This is a genomic window from Micromonospora sp. NPDC005087, assembly GCF_042872965.1.
Classification (GTDB): Bacteria; Actinomycetota; Actinomycetes; order Mycobacteriales; family Micromonosporaceae; genus Micromonospora.
Genome location: NZ_JBIALB010000008.1, coordinates 252,192 through 267,669 on the forward strand (window position 1 = coordinate 252,192; position 15,478 = coordinate 267,669).

General features: G+C 72.3%; 15 protein-coding genes, 1 tRNA gene and 1 pseudogene. 9 read left to right on the forward strand and 8 right to left on the reverse strand.

Going from position 1 to position 15,478, the window contains the following annotated elements:
* Window positions 1-141 precede the first annotated feature (141 nt).
* Both ACFYPS_RS20650 and ACFYPS_RS20655 read left to right on the forward strand, forming a co-directional pair.
* Window positions 142-513 (forward strand): SCP2 sterol-binding domain-containing protein, encoded by a 372-nt coding sequence (locus tag ACFYPS_RS20650; protein WP_354963934.1) that lies wholly within the window; start codon window positions 142-144, stop codon window positions 511-513.
* Window positions 513-2,573, forward strand: a complete 2,061-nt coding sequence (locus ACFYPS_RS20655; RefSeq protein WP_354963935.1) for a glycogen debranching N-terminal domain-containing protein — start codon at window positions 513-515, stop codon at window positions 2,571-2,573. Before ACFYPS_RS20650 ends, ACFYPS_RS20655 begins: the two co-directional genes overlap by 1 nt.
* Window positions 2,574-2,628: 55 nt before the next feature.
* Here ACFYPS_RS20655 and ACFYPS_RS20660 read toward each other — a convergent pair whose 3' ends face one another.
* Window positions 2,629-3,270, reverse strand: a complete 642-nt coding sequence (locus ACFYPS_RS20660; protein ID WP_354963936.1) for an alpha/beta hydrolase — start codon at window positions 3,268-3,270, stop codon at window positions 2,629-2,631.
* Window positions 3,271-3,393: 123 nt separating this feature from the next.
* Here ACFYPS_RS20660 and ACFYPS_RS20665 point away from each other — a divergent pair, with 123 nt between their 5' ends.
* The 3 genes from ACFYPS_RS20665 to ACFYPS_RS20675 all read left to right on the forward strand — a co-directional run bounded on the left by ACFYPS_RS20665 (window position 3,394) and on the right by ACFYPS_RS20675 (window position 5,824).
* Window positions 3,394-4,146, forward strand: coding sequence for a lysophospholipid acyltransferase family protein (locus ACFYPS_RS20665; protein ID WP_354963937.1), 753 nt, complete (start codon window positions 3,394-3,396; stop codon window positions 4,144-4,146).
* Window positions 4,147-4,230: 84 nt separating this feature from the next.
* On the forward strand, window positions 4,231-4,839 hold the full coding sequence (locus ACFYPS_RS20670) for an isochorismatase family protein (RefSeq protein WP_354963938.1): 609 nt from the start codon (window positions 4,231-4,233) through the stop codon (window positions 4,837-4,839).
* A gap of 4 nt (window positions 4,840-4,843) precedes the next feature.
* Entirely contained in the window at window positions 4,844-5,824 is a 981-nt protein-coding gene (locus ACFYPS_RS20675; RefSeq protein ID WP_354963939.1) for a DJ-1/PfpI family protein, read from the forward strand.
* Here ACFYPS_RS20675 and ACFYPS_RS20680 read toward each other — a convergent pair.
* The 5 genes and pseudogenes from ACFYPS_RS20680 to ACFYPS_RS20700 form a co-directional block, all read right to left on the reverse strand.
* On the reverse strand, window positions 5,706-6,428 hold the full coding sequence (locus ACFYPS_RS20680; protein WP_387326146.1) for a hypothetical protein: 723 nt from the start codon (window positions 6,426-6,428) through the stop codon (window positions 5,706-5,708). The two genes, ACFYPS_RS20675 and ACFYPS_RS20680, sit on opposite strands and share 119 nt — an antisense overlap.
* 73 nt (window positions 6,429-6,501) lie before the next feature.
* Window positions 6,502-7,214: pseudogene (locus ACFYPS_RS20685) on the reverse strand (response regulator).
* The gene (locus tag ACFYPS_RS20690; protein WP_354963941.1) at window positions 7,187-8,329 is read right to left on the reverse strand and encodes a hypothetical protein; all 1,143 of its coding nucleotides are present in this window, start codon (window positions 8,327-8,329) and stop codon (window positions 7,187-7,189) included. The pseudogene ACFYPS_RS20685 and the gene ACFYPS_RS20690 overlap by 28 nt, the downstream one beginning before the upstream one ends.
* Window positions 8,330-8,397: 68 nt before the next feature.
* Window positions 8,398-9,576: an ATP-binding protein gene (locus ACFYPS_RS20695; protein ID WP_354963942.1), complete on the reverse strand. Its 1,179-nt coding sequence runs from the start codon at window positions 9,574-9,576 to the stop codon at window positions 8,398-8,400.
* Window positions 9,577-9,694: 118 nt separating this feature from the next.
* The gene (locus ACFYPS_RS20700) at window positions 9,695-10,090 is read right to left on the reverse strand and encodes a VOC family protein (protein ID WP_354963943.1); all 396 of its coding nucleotides are present in this window, start codon (window positions 10,088-10,090) and stop codon (window positions 9,695-9,697) included.
* Between the two features lie 140 nt (window positions 10,091-10,230).
* Here ACFYPS_RS20700 and ACFYPS_RS20705 point away from each other — a divergent pair, with 140 nt between their 5' ends.
* The 3 genes from ACFYPS_RS20705 (at window position 10,231) to ACFYPS_RS20715 (ending at window position 13,318) form a co-directional block, all read left to right on the forward strand.
* Entirely contained in the window at window positions 10,231-11,256 is a 1,026-nt protein-coding gene (locus ACFYPS_RS20705) for a hypothetical protein (protein WP_354963944.1), read from the forward strand.
* Window positions 11,257-11,353: 97 nt separating this feature from the next.
* Window positions 11,354-12,205, forward strand: a complete 852-nt coding sequence (locus ACFYPS_RS20710) for an MBL fold metallo-hydrolase (RefSeq protein ID WP_354963945.1) — start codon at window positions 11,354-11,356, stop codon at window positions 12,203-12,205.
* Between the two features lie 81 nt (window positions 12,206-12,286).
* Window positions 12,287-13,318, forward strand: coding sequence for a VOC family protein (locus ACFYPS_RS20715; protein ID WP_354963946.1), 1,032 nt, complete (start codon window positions 12,287-12,289; stop codon window positions 13,316-13,318).
* A gap of 254 nt (window positions 13,319-13,572) precedes the next feature.
* Here the strand turns inward: ACFYPS_RS20715 and ACFYPS_RS20720 are convergent, their stop codons facing one another.
* On the reverse strand, window positions 13,573-14,268 hold the full coding sequence (locus ACFYPS_RS20720) for a hypothetical protein (RefSeq protein ID WP_387326153.1): 696 nt from the start codon (window positions 14,266-14,268) through the stop codon (window positions 13,573-13,575).
* 252 nt (window positions 14,269-14,520) lie between these two features.
* A tRNA-Arg gene (locus tag ACFYPS_RS20725) sits at window positions 14,521-14,593 on the reverse strand.
* Between the two features lie 158 nt (window positions 14,594-14,751).
* Here ACFYPS_RS20725 and ACFYPS_RS20730 point away from each other — a divergent pair.
* On the forward strand, window positions 14,752-15,456 hold the full coding sequence (locus ACFYPS_RS20730; RefSeq protein WP_387326156.1) for a hypothetical protein: 705 nt from the start codon (window positions 14,752-14,754) through the stop codon (window positions 15,454-15,456).
* Window positions 15,457-15,478 lie beyond the last annotated feature (22 nt).

Consider the following 15,478-nt stretch of genomic DNA (forward strand, 5'->3'; position numbering starts at 1 on the left):
TCCCGGCGGCTCACCCGATCCGGGCGAGGTTGACCGGAGAACCGGCGGGGACCCGTGCGGGGACGTGCAACGCCGGTCCTGCGCGCCACGCGAGCGCGGCGGGGATCCCGGGCGGGCGCAACTGGGGGAGGAGTGGACCCGATGGTGGACGCGACCACGAGGTTCTTCGAGGAGCTTGACCGGCGGGGGTACGAGCCCCGGCTGGCGAAGACCTCCGGGACACTGCGCATCGACCTGCACGAGGGGGCGCAGACCCGGCACTGGCTGCTGAGTATCGACCACGGCAGGCTGAACGTGAGTCAGGAGGACCGGGAGGCCGACACGGTCATCGGGACCAGCCCGGCCCTCTTCGACGACATCGCCACGGGCCGCGAGCACGGCCTGGCCGCCCTGTTGCGGGGGGACATGACGGTGGTGGGTGACGCCCGCCTGGTGGTGCAGGTGGAGCGGATCTTCCCGGGTTCCCCGGACTCGGTCGGGCCGCGCCACCGATTCGCCGGGGAGGTGCACTGATGGGACAGAGCAACACGATCCGGATCCTGGACGGCAACACCTTCGTCGTCTGCGAGGACACCGGCGACATCGAGGCGACACCGAGCGAGCCGACGGGGCTGTTCTCCATCGACACCCGGTTCCTGTCCACCTGGGTGCTGACCGTGAACGGCGAGCGGCTCAACTCGCTCTCCTTCGACGACCTCCAGTACTTCGAATCGCGGTTCTTCCTGGTGCCGGGGATGGCCACGCACTACATCGACGCGAAGTTGTCGATCATCCGGGAGCGGGCGGTCGGCGGCAGCTTCCGGGAGCAGATCACCATCCTCAACCACGACGAGAAGCCGGTGGACCTGGAGATCCGGATGGAGGCGGCGTCGGACTTCGCCGACCTCTTCCAGGTCAAGGACGAGATCCTGAACAAGAAGGGCGAGATCTACACCGAGGTCGAGGCGGACCGGATGCGGTTGGGCTACCGCCGGGGCAACTTCCGGCGGGAAACAATCATCTCCTCGTCCGTGCCGGCCCGCTACGACAGCAAGGGGTTCGCGTACACCGTCCACCTGGAACCGAGCGAGCAGTGGAACACCGCGATCGACGTCCAGACACACGCGGTCGGGCCCGGCGACCGGGACCTGCGGATCGGGCTGCGGGTGCACGGCGGCGAGCGGCTCGCCCTCCAGCACGACCTGGAGCAGTGGATCGCGGGCGCGCCCAAGGTCAACAGTGAGCACGGCCGGATCTCCAGCACGTACCAGCGCAGCCTGATCGACCTGGCGGCGCTGCGCTTCTCGCCGTTGTCGCTCGGCGGCGCCACCCTGCCGGCCGCCGGCCTGCCTTGGTTCATGACCATGTTCGGCCGGGACAGCATTCTCACCTGCCTGCAGACGCTGCCGTTCACCCCGCAACTGTCGAAGACGACCCTGCGGATCCTGGCCGCTCTCCAGGGCAGCCGGTTCGACGACTTCCGCGACGAGGACCCCGGGAGGATCCTGCACGAGATGCGCTACGGCGAGACCGCCGCCTTCGAGGAGCAGCCACACTCGCCGTACTACGGCTCCGTGGACGCGACGCCGCTGTTCGTCGTGCTGCTCGACGAGTACGAGCGGTGGACCGGGGACGTCGCGCTGGTCAAGGAGTTGGAGCAGGAGTCCCGGGCGGCGCTGAGATGGATCGACGGCTACGCCGACCTGGTCGGCAACGGCTACATCTGGTACGAGCGGCGCAACACCGACACCGGCCTGGAGAACCAGTGCTGGAAGGACTCCTGGGACTCGATCTCCTACTCCAACGGCACCCTGCCGCCGTTCCCCCGGGCCACCTGCGAGGTGCAGGGGTACGCGTACGACGCGAAGATCCGCGCGGCCCGGCTGGCGCGGGAGTTCTGGGGTGACCCGGAGTTCGCCGACCAGTTGGAGCGGGAGGCGGCGGCGCTGAAGGAGCGGTTCAACCGGGACTTCTGGGTGGCCGACGGCGAGTACTACGCGCTGGCCGTGGACCCGGACGGCCGCCAGTGCGACGTCCTCAGCTCGAACATCGGCCACCTGCTGTGGAGCGGGATTGTCGATCCCGACCGGGCGGAGAAGCTCGCGCAGCACTTGGTGGGGCCGCGCCTCTTCACCGGGTGGGGGGTGCGGACGCTGGCCGAGGGGGAGGCACGGTACAACCCGATCGGCTACCACAACGGCACGATCTGGCCGTTCGACAACTCCTTCATCGCCTGGGGTCTGCGTCGGTACGGCTTCGCCGAGGAGGCTGCCACGATCGCCAGCGGCATCCTGGACGCGGCGACCTACTTCGACGGGCGGTTGCCGGAGGCGTTCGGCGGCTACCCGCGGGAGCTGACGAAGTTCCCGGTGGAGTACCCGACGGCGTGCAGCCCGCAGGCGTGGTCGACCGGTACGCCGCTGCTGCTGCTGCGCACCATGCTCGGTCTGGAGCCACACGAGGGTCACCTGGCGGTCGATCCACGGCTGCCGAGGGGAATGGGCCGCATCGAGGTGCTGGACATCCCGGGCCGCTGGGGGCGGGTGGACGCGTTCGCCCGGGGCCGAATCGACCTCCACGAGCTCTCCGACTGACCCACCGCTCCCGGGCCGGCCCGCGCATCGGGGCCGGCCCGGGCGGTCGGTGCGGTCAGCCGGGCGGCAGCACGGTGTCCAGGAAGGTGGCGGCCACCGCCCGCAGGTCCGGCCGGTCCAGTTCGAGCGCGTGGCCACCGTGTGTCACCCAGCTGTGCACCGGGTGCCCGGCGGCGAGCAACGCACCGGTGAACCGGACGGTCTGGCTCACCGGGACCGAACGATCGGCTGTGCCGTGCACGAGCAGCACCGGCACCCGGTTGCCGACGTGGGTGCCGACGGTGGCGTCGACGGTGGCCGGGTCGCCGGTGGCGGGCTGGTGGCCGAGCAGGTCGACCCACGGATCGTTGCCGGCGCGCAGCCGTATCCATTCGGGGTCGAGCGGGTCCACGGCCGGCCAGTACGCCAGCACCCCGGCCACGTCGTCCGGACGGTCGATGCCGCGCAGACCCGCCTGAAGGGCGAGCGTGGCCCCGGCCGAGTCGCCTCCCACCAGCAGCGGCCGGCCGTCGTCGCGGGCGCGACGGGCCTCCTCGCGTACGTCGGCCAACTGGGCCGGCCAGTGCGCCTCGTGCACCAGCCGGTAGCTGGCCTGCACCACCCGCAGCCCGTGCACGGCCAGAGCCGCGCCGTCCTCGCTCGCCCGCCCGCGCCAGCCACCGCCATGGATCCAGAGCAGCACCGCTCGTTCCGTCATCCCGCCATCCTGCGACCAGGTCCGACGCGCGGCCAAGGGGATCCGCCGAGGGCAGAACGAACACCACCGTCCCGGCCGGTCGCCACCCAGGCGCCCCTCAGTGGGGCAGGGTAGATTCTGCCAATGCCGGAGCTCGTGTACCCGCCCGTTATCGCCGCCGCCAAGACGATGTTCCGGGTCCTCGACCTGAGGATCACGATTGAGGGCGCCCACCACGTACCCCGCACCGGCGGGGCGGTGGTGGCCAGCAACCACGTCAGCTACCTCGACTTCATCTTCGCCGGGCTGGGTGCGAACGCGTCGGGTCGCCTCGTCCGGTTCATGGCCAAGGAGTCGGTCTTCGCACACAAGATCTCCGGCCCGCTGATGCGCGGGATGCGGCACATCCCGGTGGACCGGCAGGCCGGTGCCGCCTCGTTCCGCGCCGCCGTGGCCGCGCTCAAGCGCGGCGAGGTCGTCGGCGTCTTCCCGGAGGCGACGATCAGCCAGTCGTTCACGGTCAAGGAGCTCAAGAGCGGCACCGTCCGGATGGCCCGGTCGGCGAAGGTGCCGGTGCTGCCGGTCGCGCTGTGGGGCACCCAGCGCCTCTGGACGAAGGGACGCCCGCGCACCCTCACCCGCCGGCACACGCCGATCAGCATCCTGATCGGCGAGCCGATCGACCCGGTGGATTTCCCGGACCCGAACGTGCTCGCCGCCGAGTTGACGACCCGCCTCAGCGCGCTCGTCGACCGGGCGCAGCGGGAGTACCCGGACGCGCCGGCCGGCCCGGACGACACCTGGTGGCTGCCGGCGCACCTGGGCGGCAGCGCGCCGACCCCGGAGGAGGCCGCCGCCCTGGACGCCGCCGCCGAGCACCGCACCCCCAGCGCCTGACGACTTCGGGCGTGGCCGGATCGTTCCGCATCCGGGCATGATGGTGTCTGCCGTCGGGGCGGTCCTGCGGTCAGGATCGGAGCCATGAGCAGAGCAGCACTCGTCGTGATCGACGCCCAGGAGTCCTTCCGTCAGCGCCCCATCTGGGCGTACGGCTCCAACCCCGACCTGGTCCGGCAGGTCGACCGGCTGGTCGCCGCCGCCCGCGAGCGCGGCGATCTGGTGGTCTGGGTCCTGCACTCGGAGCCCGGCACGGGCGGGGTCTTCGACCCGGCCCTCGGGCACGTGCGGCTGATCGACGGGCTGGTCCCGGTCGAGGGTGAGCCGACGTTGGTCAAGACCGCGCACAACGCGTTCACCACCACCAACCTCCAGCAACTGCTCACCGTGGCAGGCGTGCACGACCTCACCGTCTGCGGCATCCGCACCGAGCAGTGCGTCGAGACCACCACCCGGGTCGGCGCCGACCTCGGCTACCGGATGACCTTCGTCACCGACGCCACGCTGACCTTCCCCATTCCGCACCGGGACCTGCCGGAGACCGCCACGGTCGAGGAGATCCTCGCCGACCCGCGCACCCTGAGCAACGAGGAGATCGTCACCCGCACCGAGTACGCGCTGGCCGGCCGCTTCGCCACCATCCGGACGGTGGACGAGCTGATCGGCGCGACCTACGCCGGCGCCCGGGGCTGACTCAGTGACCCGGGTCGTCTTCCTGCTGGTCCCGCAGTTGCACCTGCTGGACCTCGCCGGGCCGGCTCAGGTCTTCTCCAGCGCCGCCGACCTCGGCTACGACTATCGGCTGCACTACGTCGCCGAGCGGGAGCAGGTGCCCACCGTGCAGGGCGTACCGCTGGTCGCCGACACCCGGTGGCCCGAGCTGACCCCGGAGGACCTGGTGCTGGTGCCGGGCTGGCGGCCCGCGGCGCACGGGCCGCAGGGGCCGGTCTCGCCCGTCGACCTGCGCCGGTTGGCCGATCACCACGCCGCCGGCGGCACCGTGGCGAGCGTCTGCGCCGGCGCGTACGCCCTCGGCCGGGCCGGGCTGCTCGACGGCCGGCGCTGCACCACCCACCACGAGGTGCAGGACGACCTCGCCCGTCGGCATCCGGCGGCGCGGGTGGCCCGCGACGTGCTGTACGTGGTCGACGACCGGGTGGTCACCTCGGCGGGCATCGCCAGCGGCATCGACGTGGCGTTGCACCTGGTGGCCACCCGGCACGGCCCGGCGGTCGCCGCCCGGATCGCCCGCACGCTGGTCGTCTACGCGCGGCGCAACGGGCACGAGCAGCAGGCCAGCGCGATGATGCGACACCGCTCGCACCTCTCCGACGCGGTGCACCAGGTGCAGGACATGATCGACAGCCGGTACGCAGAGACGCTGCCGCTGGCCGAGCTGGCCGCCTCCGGAGGCGTGGCCGAGCGGACGCTGACCCGGCTGTTCCGCGCGACCACCGGGCTCACTCCGCTCGGCTACCAGCAGCTGCTGCGGGTGGAACGCGCCGAGCACCTGATCGGGCACGGCGCGACGGTGGAGGCCGCGGCGCGGACCGTCGGTTTCACTGACGCCCGGATGCTGCGCCGCCTGCGAGCCCGCTCCACCGGGTCGGCTCCGGCCCTGAGCGGTAGTAGTCGTCCCGGGATCGGAACTCCACCGGCAGCGAGCCGGGCAGGGTGACCCGGGAGTCCCCGGCGAGCAGCGCGGGGCCGGCCCGCAGCAGCAGCACGTCGCGCTCCTGCGTGGAGAGGTCGACCAGCTGCGGGCGGGTGAGCCGGAACATCGCCACCGCCCGGCGGACCTGCCGGGCCAGCGCGGCGACCTCCCCGGCGGCTCCGCCGAGGGCCAGCGCCGGCTGTTGGATGGTGCGCAGCGCGTCGCAGACGATCAGCAGCTGCTCGGGCCCGTCCGGGCCGGCCGGCGGCAGCTCCAACCGGGACGGCCACTGCCAGCGGATCTGCCCGCTCATCAGGCCGGCCGGTCGACCCGCCGCTCGGCGCGGGGGCGTCTCGTCGGCGACCAGGGACAGTTGCGCCCCGGTGCCCACCCAGCAGATCCGTTGGTCGGTGACGGTCACCGACACCGGCCCCGGGAGCCGCCAGCCGCGCCGCGCCTCGGTCGGCCCGAGCAGGTAACCCGCGATCAGCAACCGGTACCGGCCGAGCACCTTCTCACCGGGCACCGGTCGCAGGGCGTAGCGGCGGTCGAGGATCGGCCCCGCATCATCATCCGGCGCGTCGAACCGGTGGGGACCGATGAAGAAGGGGGACGCGTCGGCGTGCATCGTCACGACCTCCCGGGTCAGCTTGGTGTGCGTTGAGCCTCGCGGATCCGGGGGGGCCGTGTCATGACGCCCGTTAGGGGGTCGGCCGGTCGTGCGTCGCCTGTGACCGGTAGATGCCGATCTCCTCCGGGCGGACGAGGCCGTCCTCGATCGCCCGGGCGAGCAGCGCCGCCTTTGTGGCGGCCGGCCGCCCGCTCGGGTGTACTTGATCCGCGCACGGTCGACGTACTGCTTCACCGTGTGTTCGCTGATCCGCATCCGACGGGCCACCGACGCCTTGGACATCGACTGGAACCAGAGCAGCAGCGCCTCGCGCTCCTTGTCGGACAGCATCGGCCGGTCCGGCCGCGGGTCGCCGACCATCGCGCCGGCCAGCGCGGGCGGCACGTACGGGCGGTCGCTCGCCGCGGCCAACACGGTCGCCACGCAGTGCTCGCGGCCCTCGTGCTTGGCCAGGAACGCCACCGCTCCGGCGTCCAACGCGGCCAGCATCGTCTCCGGGTCGGTGTGCTCGGAGTAGACCACCACCCGCCGCCCGGTGGCGCTCAGCTCGGCCAGCTTGTCCAGCGCCATCCGGCCGTGCAGTCGCAGGTCGAGCAGGACCACGTCGGCGTCCGGCGCCGCCCGCAACACCTCGTCCGGGTCGTCCCCGGTGGACAGCACGGTCAGCCTGGGCTCGCTGGCGAGCCAAACGCGGACGCCCTCGACAACCACCGGGTGGTCGTCGACGATCGCCACCCCGACCGTCCGGTCGCCGGTCATCTCCGCCACCGGGTCTGCGCCCATCTGATGTCCCCGTCCCGTTCGTAGAGGTGCTGCACCGGCCCGTCGTCGTGCTCCCCGGGCGGCGGGCCGGTCGCGTCCGGCCCCTCCCGGTCGGGTGTGACCAGGCTGACCACGACATCGTCCGGGCCGGAGACGACGGTCAGTCGGGCCCAGCCCCGGGCGTCGGCGAGGATGCCGGTGAGCGGGTCGGCGAGCCGGCGGCGGATCTCCACCGGCAGCGGTGGCGGGTTGCCGATGGTGACCAGGTCGATCGGCAGCCCGTTGCGTTCGGCCAGGTCGGCGGCGGCGCGCAGCTCGTGCAGCAGCGGGTCGGGCACGTCGTCGGATTCGGCGATCAGGCGGCGCAGCCGGGCCGCGGCCAGCACGCACCGGCGCTGCACCTCCGGGTCGTCCGGATCGGCCTGCCCGTCGGCCAGTTCCCCGAGCACCCGCCCGGCCGCCACGCCGACCAGGGCGAGCCGGTCCCGACGTTCCCGCAGGCCCTGTTCGGCGGCGTCCCGTTCCGCGGCCATCGCGTGCATGGCGGCCGCCGAGGCGGCCCGTTCGCGGGCCAGGCCGACGATCGTCGCGCCTCCCACGAAGACCGCCACCGGCAGCGAGAAGGTGCCGTAGACGTACATCATGTAGCGGGCCAGGTCGGCCGGATCGTGGCCGTGCCCGAGCACGGCGACCAGGGCGATCACCGCGTGCGTGGTCAGCAGCGCGACGAGCCCGGTGACCCGCCGGCCCCACATCGCCAGCAGGAAGAACCAGCCGAGGGTGCTCCACACCCAGTTGGCGGCGGCGAACAGGTGTTGTTCACCAACCGCCGCGAAGACCGCCGCGTCGACGGCGAGCAGCAGCGCGGCGAAAGGCCACGGCGGCAGCGGCGCCCCGCGCAGCAGCCGTACCCCGGCCACCACCCCGGCCCCGGCGACCAGCAGCCAGCCGCCGAGCACCACCGCCGGCGCGGCGAAGTCCGCGCGGGCGCCCAGCACCGCGGGCAGACCGATCGCGATGTGCCAGGCCAGCGCTATCGCGACGGAGACGATCCGGGCACCCCGGTCGGAGGCGTGCGCCACGGCCGCCGGCGCGGCGAGCACCGCCTTGGGTGCCGGGCCCCGGGGCGCTGGCACGCTGGCCCGACCCGGCTGCGGATCCGTGGCCCCGGGCGCCGCGGTGCGGTCCGTCGAGGCGCCGAGGGTCAGCCGACACCGGGCCACTCCAGCCGGATCGTGGTGCCCGCGCCGGGGGCGGAGCGGACCTCGGCCCGCCCGCCGACCGCCGCCATCCGGCCGCGGATCGACTCTCGCAGCCCGTACCGGTGTGGGGGGACACCGGCCGGGTCGAAGCCGGGGCCGTCGTCGGTCACCTCGACCACGACGGCGATCGCGTCCCGGGTCATCCGCAGCGTGACGTGTGCGCCCGGCGCGTGCCGGACCACGTTGGACAGCGCCGCGTAGGCGCTCTCGGTGATCGCGTCGGCCACACCGGCGGGCACCGCGCACGACGCCAGCTCCAGGCCCACCCGCAGCTCGGGCAGTCGGTCGGGCACCGTCCGCAGCCGCCCGTCCAGGGGCACCGGGCCGTCACCGGGCACCGGGCCGGCGTCGGTCAGCGCGACGAGGGTACGCAGGTCGGCCGCGCACCGCTCGCGCAACGCGGCGGATGGCCCGGGCACCGCGCCGAGCCCCACCATGGTCAACGTGCCGAGGACCGTGTCGTGCAGGTCGCGGTTCTGCCGCCGCTCGGCCTCCCGGGCGGCCCGGGCGATCAACGCGTCCCGGGTCAGCCGCTGGTGCTCGGCGAACGCCCGGTCCGCCCGCCCGATCCGGTGGCGCATCACCGACGTCATCATCGCCGTGCAGGCGGTCTGCACCAGCAGGGTGGCCGCGTGCGCCCGGGCCTCGGCGGGATTGCCGGCCCCGTGCGCCCCCATCGCGTACGCGGCGGTGACCAGCAGCCCGGCCGGGACCGACCAGCGTGCCGGAGCGGTGGCCTGCGCGTTGATCACCGTGGTGCTGGCCAGCACCGCGATCCAGCTGCCCTCGCCGGGCAGCACCCCGGGCGCCACCAGGCGGGGGATGAGCAGGCAGGCCACGGTTGTCACCGCGACGTCACCGGCGACCAGGGTCGGGGTGATGCCGTGGCGCATCGCGCGGCCGGCGTACCAGAGCGACCAGCCGGTCAGCACGGCCACGCCGGGCAGGAGCAGGGCGGGCTCGACCGGCGGGGTACGTACCGACAGCGCCACCACCGCGCCGACCAGCCCGCAGGTGAGCCGCAGCAGCGCCGGCAACGTGGTGAAGATGAGGCTGAACGCGCCGCCGGCCGGATTGTCCAGCGCAGGTGGCGACGCGGTCGGGGTGGCAACGGCCGGCATCGGGAAGTGTCCTTCCGACAACGACCCGGTCCGGGTCCGCGCGGCGGAGATCGACATCGGAAAATAGCATGGTCGATGGCAAGCAATCACCCATTGTGCCCGGTGTGTCGCCGATGTGTCACTCCGTGCTGCGCGGCTGGAGCAGGTCCCAGCGGTTGCCGTAGAGGTCGGCGAAGACCGCGACCGCGCCGTACGCCTCGTGCCGCGGCTCCTCCAGGAACCGCACCCCGGCCGCGACCATCCGGGCGTGGTCCCGGGCGAAGTCCTCGGTGTACAGGAACAGGCCGACCCGACCGCCGGTCTGGTCGCCGATCCGGGCCCGCTGCTCGGCGCTGCTCGGCCGGGCCAGCAGCAGTGCCGTCTCCCGGGCGCCCGGCGGGCGGACCACCACCCATCGCGAGCCGTCCGGACGTGGGGTGTCCTCCACCAGCTCGAAGCCGAGGCCGCCGACGTAGAAGTCGATCGCCTCGTCGTACTCCCGTACCAGCAACGCGACCAGTCCCAGATGTGCCATCGGGTCATCATGCCGGCGGACGGACGGCAACCCCGATCGGCGTTCGGCGGATGTGAGCTGCACCCGTCCAGCGCCGGCCTCGGTGCCCGCTGCGGAACCGGGCACGGTTCCCGCCCGTCCCATCACTCGGCGGAGAGGTGGTGAGCCGGATGCGCTCGGGCGGGACGGTACTGGCGGTGGCGCTGCTCGGCGTGGCGCTGGTCGGCGTGGCGGTGGTCGGCTACGCGGTCCGGGACGCCGGGCCGGGTCCGGGGGACGATCCCGGCCCGGCCCGGATCGTCGGGAAGTGGACCTCCTGCGCCGAGGCGGCACCATGGGCCGGCGCCGGTGTCGTGCTTCCGGCGCCGGACGGGGATGAGCCGGTGCCGCCCGGGGACGATCCGGCGATCGGACGGATCGACCCCGCGTTCACACCGGTCGCCGCAGTGCTCTGCGGCCGGGAGATACGGCCGCGCCCCGGCGGCGGTGCGGAGCAGGTGGCCACCGAGCGGCGTGCCGACGACATCGCCGCGCTGGTCGCCGCGCTGCGCCTGCCGGACCGGCGAACGGACGGGAAGATCGTCTGCACAGCCGACATGGTCGTCCCGCCCTGGCTGGCCCTGCTCGACGAGCGAGGTCGCTGGCTGCGCCCGTACCTGCCGAGGGACGTCTGCGGCAAGGCCCGCGTGGAGGTGCGCGCGGCGCTCGACGGGCTGCGGCTGACCACGGTGGACAGCCGTACCGTCGGGCGGGTCGGATCCCCGGCGGCCGAGGCCGCCGGCTGCGCGCGGCGGTGGGCGGACATGGTGTGGGTGGAGACCACGACGGGACGCCCCGGATGGCCCGCGCCGGCGACGGTCCCGGCCGTGGAGCCGCTGCGCCTCTGCGTCTACCAGGTGCCCGCGTCGGAGCGGGGCGGCGGCAAGCCGGCGGGTGAGTTCGCGTACGGCGGGCCGCTGACGCCCGAGCGGCAGGCGGCGGTGCTCCGCGCACTGGCCACCGCCGGACCGGCGACGACGTGCGTCACCCCGGCGTCGCGATTCGCGGTGCTGCGCCCGCTGGACGGCACCGGTGGACCCGACCGGTACGTGGAACTGGACGGCTGCCGACGCATCCTGGTCGTGCCGGCCACCGGCGGGGCACAGCTCGGGCAGGGCGACGTCACGCTGACCGAGCTGCTGGGCTGAGCAGGCCTTTGTTGGCTCTTTCCGTGATCTCGCCCGGAGTGGCGTTGCGGTCTGCTGGACTGGGACGGGGAGCGCGCCGGTGGGGTGAGGAGCAGTCGTGGGTTCGTTGGCCTGGTCAACCTATGTCGCCCCGGCCAAGCCGGTCGTGTCGACGGACCTGCCGCCGGGCGAGGGCCGCGAGATGTGGTCGCCTACCAGCTCCACGCTGATCTACGGAGACCGCGACGCCGTCCTGGTCGACGCGTTGCTCACCCTCGACGAGGGCCGGGCCCTGGCCGACTGGGTCGCGGCGAGCGGCAAAAACCTCACGACGATCTACATCACCCACGCCCACGGCGACCACTTCTTCGGGGCGGCCGCCGTGCTGGAGCGCTTTCCCCGGGCGCGGATGGTGGCACCCGTGAGCGTGGTGGACAAGATGCACGATCAGTTGGGGGAGCGGTGGCTCAACGATGTCTGGCGCAAGGGTTTCCCCGAGCAGATCGCCGAGCGTCCACCGATCGCCGAGCCGCTGGAGGACAACAACATCGACCTTGAGGGGGAGCGGTTGGTGGCGGTCGAGACCGGCCGCACCGACACCAACGGCACGAGCGTGCTGCACGTACCGTCGCGTGGTCTCGTCGTGGCCGGCGACGTGGTCTACAACGACGTCCACCTGTATCTCGGCGAGGCCGGCCACGGCGGGATTGGGGCCTGGCTCGACGCGCTCACCATTGTCAACTCATTGCGGCCGTGCGTGGTGATCGCCGGCCACAAACCCGACGGCGCCGACGACGACCCGCACAACGTCGAGGAGACCGCCAGCTACCTGCGGGAGGTCCAGGCAGCCGCGGAGCGGACGGAGAGCGCCGAGGAGTTGTACGACGCGATCATCGAGCGCTACCCGGACCGGATCAACCGCGCCGTGGCCTGGAAATCCGCCCACGCGCTCAAGAGCGAACCCAGGTGACCGGCACCATCGCGGGGCCGCCAGCGAGACCGCGCGATAGCGCCTCGGGTGGAAGTCAGAGGTGCGACCTACCCTCCCGGCATGGCAGCCAGCATTGATCTGACGCTCGAGTCCACCGACGCCCGGGTGCTCGCCGCGTTCTGGAAGACGGCCGTGGGCTACGTCGACGAGCCGCCACCCGCGCCCTTCACCACCCGTGAGGAGTGGCTCGCGCAGTTCGACCTGCCGGAGGATGACCTGGCGGATGATGGTGCGTGGCTGTGCGATCCGGATGGCGTCGGCCCCCGCCTCTCCATCCTCAACGTTCCCGAGCCCAAGACGGCGAAAAACCGGCTCCACATCGACATTCGGCTGCCCGGCCACGGAAGCCCCGACGAGCGGTGGGCGCGGATCAAGGCGGAGTCGAAACGCCTGGTGAAGGCGGGCGGGAGTGTCCTGGAGGAAGTCGACGGCCACCACGTGGTGATGGCCGACCCGGAAGGCAACGAGTTCTGCGTGGCCGCAGCCGCAGCGTGGAGGGTCGCTCCAGAGCCACGCGCCAGCACCGTCCTGGGTAGCGTTGGCGGCGTGGCTGACGCAGTCGTGATCCCCGGCCGTACGTTCGGACCTGGTGCGCCTCTCCTGATGTATGCCGGCGATGTCGCCGAACAGCGCGGTGCGACGGTGCACCGACACTCGTGGTCCGAGGAGCCAGCACGGCCGGACGCGCCGGAGATAGAAGGCTGGGTGCGCGGTCAAATCACTCCGCTGATCGACAGCGTCAGCGGTCGCCCGCTGCTGATCGCCAAGTCGCTCGGCACCAACGCGGCGGCCATCGCCGCCAAGCGGTCCCTGCCCGCGGTGTGGATCACGCCCGTACTCACCCTGCCATGGGTGGTTGACGCCCTGAGCCGGGCGACCGCACCGTTTCTCCTCGTCGGTGGCACGGCCGACAAGCTGTGGGACGGTGACGCCGCTCGCCGGCTGTCACCCCACGTGCTGGAGGTGCCCGAAGCGGATCACGGGATGTACGTACCGGGTCCGCTGACGGACTCGATCGCGGTGCTCAGCCGGGTCGTGGTCGCCGTGGACGAATTCCTCGACGGAATCGGCTGGCCGGGCGCCCCGACCTAATCAAATCCGCGGCAGTGGGGGTGCCTTGTCGCACCCGCTCGGTAGGGCCAGGCACATGGACGGGCAGGCAGGCAACGCACCTTGGTATCGGGCCGCGCGAAATTTCGTGCGGGAGGTTGAGAGGAAGGCCGGTGTTTAAGCCGGCGCCAGGCGGATTCCTCGGTCGGCAGGCAGTAGACCTTCGAGACGATGGCCGCGGCGTTGAGCGCCGGGGCCATCGAGCGAGCCCATCTAATCGCGATGGGTAGTGGTCATCAGTTCCCGGAATCCGGCGACAGGTACAGGTCGAACCACAGTCCCTGACCGTCAACCTCCAACTGCTGGCTGCTGCCCGAGAGGCTGGGCGGGCCGGCGTAGGTGCCTGTGAGCGTGTAGAGGCCCGGGTCGACGGCGAACTGATAGCCGCCGTCAGGGCCAGTGACAGCCTCGATCCCGACCGGCTCCAGCCGGATCGTCGCCTCCACCACCGGCAGCCAGGTGGTCGTGTCGATCGCCTGGCCCCTGAGGCTCCACATGACGGACACCGTGAAGGATCCCTGCGTCAGGGGACTGAGCCGGCCCCGGCGGTCGACCGCCACCGCGTACACCGGACGCTCACCGCTCACGTTGCCGACGTCGATCGTCACAGTGGCGGCACCATCACGCCCCGACCGGACCACGCTGCCCAGGTTGGTGTCACCGACGCTGTACCTGTAGCTGGTCACCGAGGTGTCACCGTTCGCGTCGAACCTGATGGCGAGCTGGCCGCCTTCGACCACGCTGTCCCCGTTCGGGAAGCTGATCGTCGGCTGGAGGGGAGCCTTCGTCTTGACCGAACCCGTGACGGCCGCGGACGCGGGGGGCGCCAGCAGCATCGAACCGACGGCCAACAGCACCAGCGACGCGGTCATCGCAACGAGCCCACGGCGAGTAGAACGCTTGCGCGTGCCCGAGGTTGATCCAATTAACATTCAAGCCCCCGAATTCTCAAGACGTCATAGCGTGGTCAAGCTAGTCGGCAAAATGATCTCCGTCAACGTCTTTGCAGCCAGGAATGGCCCGCTGTTTCTTCGGGCGTTGCTGGTCGCCGTTGGTCGCTATTGGTCGGCCCTTGACGGCCCGGTGACGGCCCCTCAGCGGTCATCGTCGCCCTGTCGCACGGACAGCTTGGAAATCGGATTGAACTAGACCTTGGGTAACCGCATCATCTGCGGCGGGGTGGGTGCGCCCGGCAGGATTCGAACCTGCGGCCTTGGGATTAGAAGTCCCCTGCTCTATCCGCTGAGCTACGGGCGCGCGGCGTGGGTGTCGCGCCCAGAGGGTACCGCCGACCCGCCGGCCGGCGGGGAAAAGGGTGCCCGCGTCCACGTTGCCGAGCAGGGTCTCACGGAGGCCGGTTGACTGGCATCCGGGTTCCCACGGACCGACCCGCCGCAGGCCCGTACCCTCGGCTGGTGCTGCTGGACCCCGACGCCGAGAACGACGTCGCCTACGAGCTGTGCCAGATCGTGGGCCGTGCCATCCTGCCGTACCGGTCGTCGGACGCCACCGGCCAGCGCTTCGGCACCGCGTTCTTTTTCCAGGGCACCGACGACCCGGTGGGGGAGTCGCTGCTGACGGCGGCCGACCTGACCGGCACGCCGGATGGGGAGTTGGGCCTGCGGGCGAGCGTCACCGAGCCGGCCGGGGTCGCACCGGACGCCGTCGCGGACGCCGAGATGAGGCTTGGCTGGGCGCGCTTCCCGGGGGACGGCGTCGCGGTGCTGCCCACCGGCGGGCTGCACCGGTACGCCGGTGACGGCGGCTGGCGGTGGCGGGTGCAGCCGGTGCCCGCCGGGATCGCCGCCGGGCCCGAGGTGGTCGCCCGCCTCGGCGCCGACGCCAGTTCCGCTTTCGTGCTGGCCCATGGGGTACGCGAGGACGGGTCGCGGCCACTGGAGGTGGCCATCGAGCGGGTGGTCCGCGACGGGGACGCCGTGCGGATCACCACTGAACTGCCGCCGGGGTACGTCGGGGCGCCGGTCTTCATTGTGCAGGCGGACCCGGTCGGGGAGGTGTCGCTGTACTGCCTGGGCCTGGTGCTGCCCGGCGTCGGCGCTCACCCGGTGGCGACCTTCGACCGGATCCGGGCCGTTCTTCCGGCGACACCCGGCGACTGAGACACGCCACTCGGCGGGTGGC